Origin of the sequence: Alteribacter populi (genome assembly GCF_002352765.1) — a bacterium.
GTDB classification, from domain to species: Bacteria; Bacillota; Bacilli; order Bacillales; family Salisediminibacteriaceae; genus Alteribacter; species Alteribacter populi.
Window position 1 is genome coordinate 202,758 of sequence record NZ_KZ293963.1, and the last position, 13,393, is coordinate 216,150.

Consider the following 13,393-nt stretch of genomic DNA (forward strand, 5'->3'; position numbering starts at 1 on the left):
ATGAGTGAGACTTTTCGTTATTTACCAATGACTGAAAAAGATCAGCAGGAAATGATGGAAGCTGTAGGAATTAATTCGGTTGAAGAACTGTTTAGTGATATTCCTAAAGAGGTTCGTTATAAAGGAAATTTGAAAATAGAAGAGGCTCTTGATGAGACGTCTCTTGTAAAAGAAATGCAACGTTTGGCTAATCGTAATATCAACATGAAGGATTACACGTCTTTTTTAGGCGCAGGTGTTTATGAACATTACATTCCTTCCATTGTGAACCATGTAATTTCTCGGTCTGAATTTTACACTGCTTACACACCTTATCAGCCGGAGATTTCACAAGGAGAGCTGCAAGCCATCTTTGAATTCCAAACGATGATTGCCGAACTTACAGGCATGGACTTGGCAAATTCTTCAATGTATGACGGTCCGACTGCTCTTGCTGAAGCAGGAATGATGAGTGCTGGACATACAAAAAAGAAGACTATCCTCGTTTCTGAAACAGTCCACCCAGAGGCCCGCGAAGTCCTCGTATCTAATGCTAAGGGACAAGGAATCGACGTAGTTGAAGTGCGTGAAAAGAATGGTGTTACTGATATTGGCCACTTAAAAGAACTTTATAATATAGAAGTCGCTTCTGTGATCGTTCAGTACCCTAACTTTTTAGGGAACGTGGAAGACCTTAAAGCGATTGAAGAAATCGCTCACCAGGAAAAAGCATTGTTTGTCGTTTCTTCAAATCCAGTAAGCCTAGGCGTTCTTGAATCACCAGGAGCATTTGGAGCTGACGTCGTTATCGGAGATGCTCAACCATTTGGTATTCCAACTCAGTTGGGCGGACCTCACTGCGGTTATTTTGCTACTACGAAAAAATTAATGCGTAAAGTGCCAGGACGTTTAGTTGGTCAAACAACAGATGATAAAGGGCAGCGTGGATTTGTATTAACACTGCAGGCTAGAGAACAGCACATCCGGCGAGATAAAGCAACGAGTAACATTTGCTCTAATCAGGCATTAAACGCTTTGGGTGCTTCTGTTGCGATGACGGCACTAGGTAAAAGCGGCGTGAAGGAAATGGCGCGTCAAAACATCCAAAAAGCACACTATGCAAAAGAAAAGCTTGTGGAGGCTGGTGTAGAAGTTATTAACGGTACACCGTTCTTTAACGAATTTGCGGTGAAGCTTCCTAAGCCCGTAAGTGAAGTGAACGATGAACTATTAAATGAAGGGGTGATTGGCGGCTTTGACCTTGCCCGTCATTATCCTCAAAAAGAGAACCAAATGCTTCTTGCATTCACAGAACTTCGAACAAAAGAAGAAATTGATCATTTAGCAACGGTATTGGGGGGAGTAAAATGAGCAGTGAGAACCAAGCGTTAATTTTTGAACTAAGTCAAGAAGGCAGAGTCGGTTACAGCTTACCGGAACTAGATGTACCGGAAAAAGATCTTGATGACATGCTCCCAGCATCCTTTCAAAGGAGAAAAGATGCTGAGCTTCCTGAAGTATCTGAGCTGCAAATTATGCGGCACTATACAGCATTATCAAAGCGTAATCACGGGGTAGACTCCGGTTTTTACCCGCTCGGTTCGTGTACGATGAAATACAACCCGAAAATTAATGAAGATGTAGCACGTTTTCCTGGCTTTGCTCACATTCACCCATACCAGGAGCCTAGTACGATCCAAGGTGCACTTGAGTTAATGTACAAGCTCCAAACGACATTAGAAGAGATCACAGGTATGGATCAAGTAACGCTTCAACCGGCAGCAGGTGCTCACGGTGAGTGGACAGGTCTTATGATGATCCGTGCCTACCATGAAGCAAATGGTGATTATCAGCGAACGAAAGTAATTGTTCCTGACTCCGCCCATGGGACAAACCCGGCTTCTGCAACTGTAGCAGGTTTTGATGCTGTGACAGTTCGTTCGAATGAGCGAGGTATTGTCGACCTCGATCACCTGCGTGAAGTCGTTGGAGAAGATACTGCAGCATTAATGCTTACTAACCCGAACACTCTTGGACTATTTGAAGAGGAAATTGTCGAGATGGCTTCGATCATCCATGAAGCTGGAGGGAAATTGTATTACGATGGGGCCAACTCCAATGCGATTTTAGGCATTACGCGTCCAGGAGATATGGGCTTTGATGTTGTTCACTTGAACTTGCATAAAACATTTACAACACCTCACGGGGGTGGCGGACCTGGTTCAGGACCTGTAGGAGTGAAAAAAGATCTTGTACCATATTTACCGTCGCCACTCGTAGTAAAAGACGGAGAAGAATACCGCTTAGAATATGACGTTCCTGCATCGATCGGAAGGGTAAAACCATATTACGGAAACTTCGGTATCAATGTTCGAGCCTATACGTATATCCGTACAATGGGGCCTGTTGGATTACGGAAAGTATCTGAGTTTGCTGTGTTAAACGCAAACTACATGTTCAGAAAGCTTGAACCATATTTCGATGCTCCTTATCAGCAGCACTGCAAGCATGAGTTTGTGTTATCCGGTCGCCGTCAGAAGAAGCTTGGCGTACGTACACTTGACATGGCAAAGCGTCTGCTTGACTTTGGCTACCACCCACCAACGATTTACTTCCCAATTAATGTGGAGGAGTGCTTGATGGTTGAGCCAACGGAAACAGAGTCGAAAGAAACGTTAGACGAATTTATTGACGCGATGATTCAAATAGCGAAGGAAGCAGAGGAAAACCCTGAAGTTGTTCAAGAAGCACCGCACACTACAGTGATCGGTCGAATGGACGAAACAACTGCAGCAAGAAAACCCGTACTTCGTTATACAAAAGAGTAGATATTGATTTGGAAATGGCCTTGCCCTAGTTGGGCGAGGTCTTCCTTTGGTTTCAGAGAGATTTTTCCGGTCTTTCTCTGTTATCCAGGCGGGTTAACCCGCCTGGATTTTTAGCGCTTGTCGCCACATGATCTTCTTTCGTAAGCGTTCAAAGCTTTTTTATTCCATAAGACATTCGCTTAATGACTTTTGTCGTATTATTGACGCCTTCGATGTAGCCATTATTAAAGGGATACATAAAGGACTGAAGGAGTTCTTGCTTCCATCAGGTAAAGGTCTTTGTTACTTTCTGAAATAGCGATATTTGCGCGTCGTTCACAAGGGAGATCCACGCCTCTAGTCCTTCTCTAGCGGTATCAGAATCAGCGTTCTTAAACCAATCATCTAAAGCATTCTTAAGCTCATATGCTTTTCTCAATTCGTCGTGATCTTCCAATACTTCCTCCACTCGCTTTTTCCCTTTATCATTCAGCTTCTTCGGTGATTTCCAAAGCAATTCTTTACTTCGCTTCATCTGAATTCGCTTATCTTTCCACAGATCGTGCTGGACTTGACGTCGAACCTCATCAAAGGCCCAATAGGCTTGTCTCATAAAGTGAAAACGATCCGCTATGATGAGGGGATTACCCAACGCACGCCGTATCGCCTCTTTAAATGCTTTGGATAAATCCATGACGACAATCTCAACGTTCCCATAATCACACCCACGGAAGTACTTCTCAATGGTTTCCTCGCGGCGATCGGGTAAGACATCAATGATTTCACGGTTCTCCACGTCCACAATCTTCATTTGAAATTCTCACCACCGGCATCACCTTTGAATTCATCCAACGCAATCGCTCGAGGAAGAACCTTTCTTACGCTGATTTCTTGCTGTTCAAACAAACGAAGACAGCGATTTGAACTGATCCCTTTGATTCTAGCGACACTTTGGAAGCTCATCTCTGTACACAAGCCTAGGATTTCCTGTTCTAACATCGTCGTTTGTCGTTGATACCGATCTAAAAACGATAGCTTCTCAAAAAACGTATGACGACACGCTAAACAACGATAACGTCGCTTCTTCACACACAAGTCCACATGCTTTCCAGCTATACAATCTCCTTGAACTTTCTGTTCTCTATAACCATGAATCCGTTTCGTTTTCGTCTGACAAGCTGGACAAGTTTGTTTACGTACCGCTGTGTGGAGCTCAAACCAAAAGCCATTCCCATCCTCTCCACTATCGAAAACATGGATATGGCGGTCTTTAATCCCTAATAAGTTTGTGATAAAATGAGACTGCATCTGTATTCTCTCCTTTGAGCTTTTGTCTGGTAGCTAAAGCGTAACAAAGAAAGAGGATCAGGTGCTTTTTTTGTGCTCAATCCTCACGTCCCGACCCGATAGGGAACACCACAACATTCAGTATAGAGCCGTTTTTTACCTGTCATCAAAAAAAGGTGGAACCGCGTTTCGGTTCCACCTTTTTAACGATTTAAGAAATTATAAAAAATCTACGTTTCGAAAGCAATCTTATTTTTTTATCTTTCCTGTCCATTTGCGAAATCCGCCTTTAAGCTGAGCAATGTCTTCAACGCCGCGCTTCTTACGGAGAACTTTTGCCGCTTGGGCACAGCGGGCTCCTGATTGACAGTAAAGATAAACAGGTTTGTCCGTGCGAATTTCTGCTTGACGCTGTCGAAGTTGCGATAATGGAATGTTTCTTGCGCCTAATATATGTCCGGTTTTAAATTCTTTTTCTTCACGGATATCCACAAGTTGTGCTTTTCGATAATCTTTTTTAAACTCTTCTGTTTCAAGTGTTTTAAGATACTTCGGTTTTACTAGTCTTGATACAACGAAAAAGGCAAGAATAACCGTTACAATAGCTAAAATCCATGGTGCCATGGTGCAATGTCCACTCCTTTTTTACTGCAATGTTTTCTCCATCAATAATGATATATGGAAATCGCGCAAACTGCAATGTTTAACATCACATAAAAGTAAGATGTTTTGTCTTCACTAGAGAAATTCGATATGATAGTAAAGGAAAATAAATCGAATTTGAGCTAAAGTGAGGGACAGCAAGTATGACAGAAACTTGGGGTTATATTGATTCGGGGAAGAGCAATCCCTATTATAATATGGCATTAGATGAAAAGTTAATGGAATGGCACCGCGAAGGGAAAACTCCACCCATCGTCCGCTTTTATGGATGGGAACCTGCTACTCTATCAGTTGGTTATTTTCAAAAAGTTGAAAAAGATATTGATTTAGAAGCCGTAAAGCGTCACGGTTTAGGTTTTGTGCGTAGACCAACAGGAGGTAGAGCAGTTCTTCATGAAGATGAACTTACATATAGCGTGATCGTAAGTGAAGATCATCCGCAAATGCCTGATAGTGTAACTGAAGCGTATCGGGTCATCTCCCAAGGTTTACTCGAAGGATTCATTGATCTTGGTCTTGATGCTAGTTTTTCCGTGCCGCGGTCAGAAGAAGAACGTAATAACTTGAAAAATCCCCGGTCAGCGGTTTGTTTTGATGCATCGTCTTGGTATGAGCTTGTCGTTGAAGGAAGAAAGATAGCAGGAAGCGCACAAACTCGCCAAAAAGGTGTAGTTTTACAACATGGTTCAATTATTTTGTCCCTGGATGAAGATAAATTATTCGACGTCTTTAACTATCCAAGTGAGCGAGTGCGCGAGAGAATGCAGCGAAGCTTTAAGAATAAAGCAGTAGCTATAGAAGAATTACTAGGAGAAAAAATTGATGTAGAGCAGGCAAAAGAAGCGTTTCGAACTGGATTTGAAAAAGGGTTGGGGATTGATTTAATACCTTATATCCTATCTGAAGAAGAAGGAAAAGAAATCGAAAAACTAATGGAAGAAAAATATAGTACCGACGCTTGGAACTTTAAAAGTTAGCGAGACCTCATTTGGAAGTAAATCTCTATTGGTGAGATGAAAAAGGCATGTTACTTTTTGTGACATGATCTTTTTTTCTGTACAACATTTATAAAAGAGTTTTCTATCATGACAGATGTATTTCTTTAAAATAAAAACTATGGTAAGATTTTTTTCTATTCATTGAATGAATATCATAATTCTAAGCTTATGCAGCTCAAGGGTTCTAAGACATGAAAAAAGGAGTACCTCCTAAAATGTTAAATTTTGTAAGTGACCAAACAAACTAAATGAAATGGGAGGAAGCCGTCTGTTAAGCCGCCTACGTAGTTAAACGGAATCTACGAAACTCCTGCGGAAAAATGGACCAGACAAAGACCCCGCAGGGCGCTTTTCCCGAGGAGACTTGACGGTTCGTCCACGGAAAGCGAGCAGATGCAGTCCAATGGAGCTGCAAAAAGATACGCTTTTTACAATAATTAATAATCAAAATGGTGTGCTTGTTTAAACAAATGAATTATAAAAGTGATTCCATTGAAAAAAGTTTTGTCGAAAGTTCGCTGTAGTCCTGAAAAACGGCGATGGGTTGAAGAACAGTTAAGAATGCAATCTATGAAAAATGTCAAAATAGCTGATTATTATTTAAAAACGCCTAGTTATCTTTATCATTCTGGATAATCTGCTTGTTTTCAAAGTTGACAAATCAATATTCTTTCGCCACCGACCCAATATATAGTACTATTTACTTTAAGTTTAACACTATATGTTGTTGGGTAAAGAAAACTATGGTAAGCTAAAACAAACATAGAAACACCAGAGATTACCATTCTTTGCTTGTCGAAGTCATAGCAAAGATAATGATCTTTGACAACAAGATATTTAATAGTAAGCAAAGGAGAGAATGCATGTGACAACGTTTATGTCTGCGAAGTCTATTGATGTGGAGGAACTTAACCGCGATATTGCAGAGTTCCCGCAGGTGTTTCCAATTACTCCGGAAATGAATAAAAAACAAAGCGGAGTATCGAGATTGGTAATGCTAGACCGCTATACGTTTAAAGACACTGAAAAGAAAACGCTAAAAGAAGGCGACTTTGTCGTTCTTACCGTCAAAGCCGACCCGAAATTTCCAGCAAGAGGTTACGGTTTCATAATTAAAATTGACTGGGACCAAGGACAAGCTAAAATTGCCGTAGACGAAGAATTTCACGGAGTTCTTGACGATTCCGAGGAAAAAGAAACCGGAGTAGTAACGCGTTCTCTCGATACGATTGATAAGCCACTGGAAATCTATTACGAGCAAATCGCCAAACGAAATGCTAGAGGATTAGCCGAAGTTGAAGCTACCCCTGAAAAACAAGCAGAGAGCTTTGAAAAATTCTATCATGAACTCGTGAACATGAACTTTGTTCCTGCAGGTCGTGTATTATACGGTGCAGGAGCAGAAACCGATGTCACGTATTTTAATTGTTATGTAATGCCATTTGTAGCAGACTCTCGTGAAGGGATCTCTGAACACCGTAAGCAGGTGATGGAAATTATGAGCCGCGGCGGTGGTGTTGGAACGAACGGCTCGACGCTTCGTCCGCGAAATACATTGGCCAGAGGCGTTAACGGAAAATCATCCGGTTCTGTTTCTTGGCTTGATGATATTGCAAAATTAACGCATTTAGTTGAGCAGGGCGGTTCCCGCAGAGGTGCTCAAATGATCATGCTCGCCGATTGGCATCCTGATATTTTAGAATTTATTATTTCAAAAATGCAGAACCCGAGAATTCTTCGTTATTTACTTGAAAATACTAAAGACGATCAGATTCGCTCGCTTGTTAAAGACAAGTTGAATTTTACGCCGCTCACTGAACTTGAAGAAGCGATGTATCAAAGTATCGTCAATTATAAAGCAATTGAAGGTCATGGCGGATTTGAACCAAAGGTCATTGCTGAAGCGGAAGAAAAACTTCGCACTGGCGGGACGTATACTGTTAACAACCCTGAGTTTTTAACAGGCGCAAATATTTCTGTTTGCTTAACGAATGAGTTTATGGCTGCAGTTGAAAATGATGAAGAGTATGCGCTTCGTTTCCCAGATGTGGAGAACTATTCTTCAGATGAGATGGAAGCCTATAACCGTGAATGGCACGAATACGGTGATGTTCGTGACTGGGAGTCGCTCGGATTTGGAATCCGAACGTACCGTGGTATTAAAGCGAGGGAGCTTTGGAATTTAATTAATGTTTGTGCAACGTACTCTGCTGAGCCGGGGATTTTCTTTATCGACAATGCGAATGAGAAAACAAATGCTGGTGCCTACGGCCAGAAAGTCGTTGCAACGAATCCGTGTGGTGAACAACCTCTCGCACCTTACTCTGTCTGTAATTTAGCAGCTGTCAACTTAGCGGAGATGGCTGACAAGGAGACGAGGACGGTAAACTTTGAAAAACTTAAACAAACGGTAGCCACGGGTGTTCGGATGCAAGACAACGTCATTGACGCAACACCTTACTTTTTAGAAGAAAACACTAAGCAAGCGAAAGGTGAACGACGCGTTGGACTTGGTGTGATGGGTCTTCATGACTTGCTTATTCATACTGAAACAGTTTACGGATCAGAAGAAGGGAATAAGCTCGTAGATGAGATCTTTGAAGTGATCGCGACGACAGCATATCGAACGAGCATTGACTTGGCAAAAGAAAAAGGAAGTTTTCCTTTCTTAGTCGGTGGATCTGAAGCTGAAGCGAATCACCTTCGAGAAAAGTTTACACAGACTGGTTATATGCAAGGGATGCCAGAAGATATTCGTAAAGGTGTACGGAAGTATGGAATTCGTAACTCACACCTATTGACTGTTGCACCTACGGGTAGCACAGGGACAATGGTAGGAGTTTCAACTGGACTTGAACCATATTTTTCTTTTTCCTATTTCCGCAGCGGTCGACTTGGTAAATTTATTGAGGTGAAAGCAGAAATCTTACAAGAATACTTAAATGCAAATCCAGATATTGATACAGACTTACCGAAATGGTTTGTCTCCAGCATGGAGCTATCACCTGAAGCTCATGCCGATGTTCAGTGTATCATCCAGCGTTGGGTTGACAGTTCACTCAGTAAAACAGTAAATGCACCGAGGGGCTATACAGTCGAGCAAGTTAAAGGTGTGTATGAACGCTTGTACAATGGTGGAGCAAAAGGTGGTACTGTATACGTTGACGGTAGCCGCGATTCTCAAGTACTCACATTAAAAGCAGAAGAAAATGATATGAACGACACAATTGGTGATACTAAAACAACAGAACCAAAAAGCAAGGTCGTTCTTGTAGATACAATAAGTGAAATTCGTTCTACCTCTGTTAACTATGGAAATGAGGTGGGCGACAAATGTCCAGTGTGCCGAAAGGGGACAGTTGAAGACATCGGAGGCTGTAATACGTGTACGAATTGTAATGCCCAACTAAAATGCGGGTTGTAGCACCATAGGGAATGGTCAAAACGAGGCCATTCTCTTTTTCTTGGTTTATCAAGGATGTCCAAATAGGTTCGTTTGCTGGATAACCCTCTTCCTTGTAAGGTAGTGTGATGTTATGATTTATAGTATACTTATTATTAGAAAATGATTGTTTTTCCAAGTAAAGGATCGCAGACACAGCGATTTTTTCAAGCGGGGAAGTTTGGAGGGGACATTATGCCAACACCGAGTATGGAAGACTACTTGGAACGAATTTACATACTAATTGAAGATAAAGGATACGCCAGAGTCTCGGATATCGCTGAATCGTTAGAGGTACACCCTTCCTCTGTCACAAAGATGGTCCAAAAACTCGATAAAAAAGAGTATTTAGTTTATGAGAAGTATCGTGGGCTCGTTTTAACACCGAAAGGGAAAAAGATTGGAAAGCGTCTCGTATACCGCCATGACCTGCTGGAAGAGTTCATGAGAATTATTGGTGTTGATGGAGAAACGATTTATCAAGATGTAGAAGGGATTGAACATCATCTTAGCTGGGATGCGATTGACCGCATCGGTGACTTGGTCCAGTTTTTTGAAGAAGATCCTAAGCGTGTAAATGAGTTACGGCTAGTACAAAAAAAGAGTGATGAAATGGAGCAATCATGACAAGTCTGTTATGGTTGCTTTTTGCTTTTTTCCGATAGACTCACAGGAAATGGACCATCAATCAAAAATCGAGCATTTTTTTGCAAGTTGACCGTTACAATGAAATAAAGGAGGAGAGGCCTGTGAAAGTGGATGGTGTGTTTGCTGGAGGCGGGGTAAAGGCACTGGCGTTCGTAGGAGCACTCAATATTACGGAAAAACGGGGTATCAAGTTTGAGCGTGTCGCTGGAACGAGTGCGGGGGCTATTGCCGCTGCCTTCATAAAAGCAGGTTATACAAGCGAGGAAATTTTTGAGTTGTTTGAGGAGATGGATTTGAGGCAACTACTGGACCCTCGGCGCTCGATTTTTCCATTTCCATTTTTGCGCTGGTTAACGATGTACCGGAAAATAGGGTTGTTTAAAGGGAATGAATTTGAACAGTGGTTAGTGAGTGTCTTAAAACGTAAAGGGGTCTCTACTTTTCAAGATTTACCGGAAGGATCATTAAAAATGGTGGCCTCTGATATTACAAATGGCAGGTTTTTAGTTCTTCCTGACGACCTCCCACGTTATGGGCGGATTCCAGAGAAATTTTCGGTTGCTAAAGCAATACGAATGAGCTGTAGTATTCCATTCTTTTTTGAGCCTGTAAAAATCTATGACGGTACCGGGAAACCATCCTACATTGTTGATGGAGGTGTACTTAGTAATTTTCCGATGTGGATTTTTAAAAAGCGAAACCAAAAACGACTTAAAAGACCGGTTCTTGGGTTCCGTCTGAGCCCTTCCCTAGAAAATCTTCAGCCCAGGAAAATAAAAAATGCGATGCAATTTACGTATGCCATGGTAGAAACGATGCGGACAGCACACGATCAACGCTACATCGCAAAAGACATTGCAAAAGATATTGTGTTTATTCCTGTTCATGATGTCAAAACAACTGACTTTGCTTTAAGTGACGAACAAAAAGAAGCACTCATTACCTTGGGAGAGGAGAGTACTTCCGAGTTTATGAAAACATGGTCCAATTAATTTAGTTGGAATCGATTAATGTACCTTTACCTTCTTGCGAGTATATGTTGAACATTACAAGGAGCAGAGGAACAATGAGTGTGATCCATAATCCAATAGCAATTCCATTCCCAAAGAGAGGAAGGGGAGCAAAAACTTTAAGAAGGGCTATGCCTGAAAGGCCGATTAATGCAGCGATCAAGCGTCTGGAGAGTGATGATGGAATGTTCATTCGAACTTTGATAAATTCGCATGAAACACCGGTACCTGCTCCCAAGAGATAACCAGCATGAAGTAAATAAGAGGTGTTTGGATATATGATGGCAGCCAAAAAGATTGGAAGTACGATTGAAAAAAGCATTAAATATCGATCTGGCATAGACTCTATCCAATCGAAGCTTCGGTAAAAACCGTATACAATGAACCCTCCAATGACAATGGCACTAACAATAGAGAAAACAGGCGTATTAGTAAACAGTAAGAAGGTAAGTGAAAAAGCAAATATAGGCGCTAATGTGGCAATGAGTTCCAATCGGCTGCGGGCTAATGGAATGAAAAAAGCAAAAAATGTCATTACAGCCTGAATAGGTGGGTGTGTCAGAGGTACCAAGTTGTCTCCGATATAAACGACAGGTAAAAATAAGCGAATAATGTGGGCGATAATAACGGAGAACGAGAGAAGAAAAAGCAATTGGAAGCCAATAGTCTTATTTATCGCCCAAAAAGTCAGACCAATTAAGACGAGGAAAACCATATTTAATTGTGTTAATGGTATCGAGTCAACCGTAAAGCTATACACTGATTCACTTAGGATCATATTGTTCCTCTCCTCAAAAAAAGGTGTAAAAAAGCTTCATAAAAGTCAGTTTCTCAAAAAGGAGGGCCAAAAGAGCCGAGAAGATCGAGGACCGCAAGCTGCGAAGAGATTATCTTAAGAAAAAGAACCAAGCCATCAAAATAATGCTCGGTTCTTTTTCTTACTCTTATTCTTCTTTCCCTCAATTACTCGAAGTTGAACGTCCGAATGTCGTTTAATTAGAGGACGGCTGTTCTTTCTTTTAGCTTGCTTCGCTTTTTTCTGATTTTTTGTTGAGAAAACATTTTTTTTCTGTCCTGCACTCGCCTTACGTGCGCTCGCTCCCTGACGTTGATATTGTTGGCCATAGCCAGAATTCATCATCCTAGGCATGATAAAGTTTTTAAAAAGTAGATAAAGTAAAGTGGCGACCCCTACCATCACTAGGATTCGTACAAAAAAGCCGCCAGGATCAGAAAATAAATTTACTCCAATACCAAGGAAAGCCAATGCGAATATAACGAGTAATAATGGATGAAAGGATTGGCGAAGCATAAATCCACCTCCACATGTTAATTGATTTTCTAAAAGAGTGGGAAATTTAGCGGTAAGAAAGATTCGTTTTTTCTTACCATCAAAGAATTCGAACAAAAATATCCTCTATTTAAATGGCTATTATCTTAAACTTTGTTGATTGTTATTATCATACGATGCGATCTGCTAATTTATCCTCTGTAAAAGCTTCGTCACGTCTTCTCATTTCTTCAAAAGAAGCAATAGCGACTTCAACTTGGCCATTTTTAGGCTCTTTTGTCGTTAAAAGCTGGAGCCATAAACCAGGGTAGCCGAGCCATTTTAATGATGGTTTGTTTCGTACTTTGTTTGTTAATTGTAATACTTCATATGAAGCACCCAAAACTACAGGGATTAAAGCTATTCGGTACGTAAGTCTTTCCCACAATGGTTCTGATGGGACTGCTAAATAGATAAAAACACCAACGATCACTGTAAATAAAATAAAGCTACTACCACATCGGTAATGTAGACGGGACTGTGCTTGGACATTTTCCACTGTGAGTGACTTATTGTTTTCGTATGCATTGATGACCTTGTGTTCTGCCCCGTGGTACTGAAAGACCCGTTTTATCATAGGTGTCAAGCTAATCAAATAAATGTAGGTTAACAAGAAAACAAGTTTGATAAAGCCTTCAATTAAGTTCTGAGCTAAGTGTCCTGGAAAAAGAGGGCGGAATAACTCAGCTAGTGTAGCAGGTAGGGCGGTAAATACTAACTTACCGAAAATAAACGATAAGACTCCGACAGCTGCGACTCCCAAGACCATTGTCATTTTTGAAGATTGTTCAACTGTTTCAATTTGATCGTCATCACTGGGGTCAACATCATATCGCTCAGTAGAAAAGTTAAGGTGTTTTGTTCCGTTCGCACTAGCTTCAATGATCGCAACAACCCCCCGAAGAAATGGGATCTTTTTAAGCTTTTCCAATGTGGGCCGCTTTTTTTTCTCAACTTCAAAAAAATCAAGATTATCATCTTTTCGGCGAATGGCTGTTACAGTAGTATGCTTTCCGCCGAACATAACTCCTTCCATGACGGCTTGTCCGCCATATGCAGGTTGACTTGTTTGTTTATTCATTGGTGTTCACCAGCCTATCTATTTCTTTTTCAATTTTAGGGTGTTTAAAAGTCCGGGAACCATAGCCAGCCGCAAAGACCTTCTTCTAAGATCCGCCACGTCCTGTGGTGAACGCAGAAGTCACCTCTTCCTGAGGAAGCTCGTTGCA

General features: G+C 41.3%; 11 protein-coding genes and 1 pseudogene. 6 read left to right on the forward strand and 6 right to left on the reverse strand.

The features are described 5' to 3' along the window. Both gcvPA and gcvPB read left to right on the forward strand, forming a co-directional pair. Positions 1-1,350, forward strand: coding sequence for an aminomethyl-transferring glycine dehydrogenase subunit GcvPA (gene gcvPA, locus CDZ94_RS01020; RefSeq protein WP_096434691.1), 1,350 nt, complete (start codon positions 1-3; stop codon positions 1,348-1,350). Beyond that, positions 1,347-2,807, forward strand: coding sequence for an aminomethyl-transferring glycine dehydrogenase subunit GcvPB (gene gcvPB, locus CDZ94_RS01025; RefSeq protein WP_096434692.1), 1,461 nt, complete (start codon positions 1,347-1,349; stop codon positions 2,805-2,807). The genes gcvPA and gcvPB overlap by 4 nt, the downstream gene beginning before the upstream one ends. 148 nt (positions 2,808-2,955) lie before the next feature. On the opposite strand, the pseudogene CDZ94_RS21620 reads toward gcvPB, so the two are convergent. The 3 genes and pseudogenes from CDZ94_RS21620 to CDZ94_RS01035 all read right to left on the reverse strand — a co-directional run bounded on the left by CDZ94_RS21620 (position 2,956) and on the right by CDZ94_RS01035 (position 4,697). Next, positions 2,956-3,597 (reverse strand): annotated as a pseudogene (locus CDZ94_RS21620) (ISL3 family transposase). Continuing rightward, positions 3,594-4,094, reverse strand: a complete 501-nt coding sequence (locus CDZ94_RS21625) for a helix-turn-helix domain-containing protein (protein ID WP_245415693.1) — start codon at positions 4,092-4,094, stop codon at positions 3,594-3,596. The pseudogene CDZ94_RS21620 and the gene CDZ94_RS21625 overlap by 4 nt, the downstream one beginning before the upstream one ends. A 228-nt stretch (positions 4,095-4,322) precedes the next feature. Beyond that, a complete protein-coding gene (locus tag CDZ94_RS01035) occupies positions 4,323-4,697 on the reverse strand; it encodes a rhodanese-like domain-containing protein (protein ID WP_096434693.1) in 375 nt (124 codons plus the stop codon). A 182-nt stretch (positions 4,698-4,879) separates the two neighbouring features. Here CDZ94_RS01035 and CDZ94_RS01040 point away from each other — a divergent pair, with 182 nt between their 5' ends. The 4 genes from CDZ94_RS01040 (at position 4,880) to CDZ94_RS01055 (ending at position 10,816) form a co-directional block, all read left to right on the forward strand. Further along, positions 4,880-5,713, forward strand: a complete 834-nt coding sequence (locus tag CDZ94_RS01040) for a lipoate--protein ligase family protein (RefSeq protein WP_096434694.1) — start codon at positions 4,880-4,882, stop codon at positions 5,711-5,713. 880 nt (positions 5,714-6,593) lie between these two features. Next, positions 6,594-9,158: a vitamin B12-dependent ribonucleotide reductase gene (locus CDZ94_RS01045; RefSeq protein ID WP_198520848.1), complete on the forward strand. Its 2,565-nt coding sequence runs from the start codon at positions 6,594-6,596 to the stop codon at positions 9,156-9,158. 213 nt (positions 9,159-9,371) lie between these two features. Then, on the forward strand, positions 9,372-9,803 hold the full coding sequence (mntR, locus tag CDZ94_RS01050) for a transcriptional regulator MntR (protein WP_096434695.1): 432 nt from the start codon (positions 9,372-9,374) through the stop codon (positions 9,801-9,803). Between the two features lie 122 nt (positions 9,804-9,925). Continuing rightward, a complete protein-coding gene (locus tag CDZ94_RS01055; RefSeq protein ID WP_096434696.1) occupies positions 9,926-10,816 on the forward strand; it encodes a patatin-like phospholipase family protein in 891 nt (296 codons plus the stop codon). 1 nt (position 10,817) lies between these two features. Here CDZ94_RS01055 and CDZ94_RS01060 read toward each other — a convergent pair whose 3' ends face one another. The 3 genes from CDZ94_RS01060 to CDZ94_RS01070 form a co-directional block, all read right to left on the reverse strand. Next, positions 10,818-11,612 carry a hypothetical protein gene (locus tag CDZ94_RS01060; RefSeq protein ID WP_096434697.1) on the reverse strand — a complete coding sequence of 265 codons (795 nt, stop codon included), beginning with the start codon at positions 11,610-11,612 and terminating at the stop codon, positions 10,818-10,820. Between the two features lie 135 nt (positions 11,613-11,747). Beyond that, positions 11,748-12,146, reverse strand: coding sequence for an SA1362 family protein (locus CDZ94_RS01065; protein WP_157911686.1), 399 nt, complete (start codon positions 12,144-12,146; stop codon positions 11,748-11,750). 148 nt (positions 12,147-12,294) lie between these two features. Beyond that, positions 12,295-13,245, reverse strand: a complete 951-nt coding sequence (locus tag CDZ94_RS01070; RefSeq protein ID WP_096434699.1) for a DUF1385 domain-containing protein — start codon at positions 13,243-13,245, stop codon at positions 12,295-12,297. Positions 13,246-13,393 lie beyond the last annotated feature (148 nt).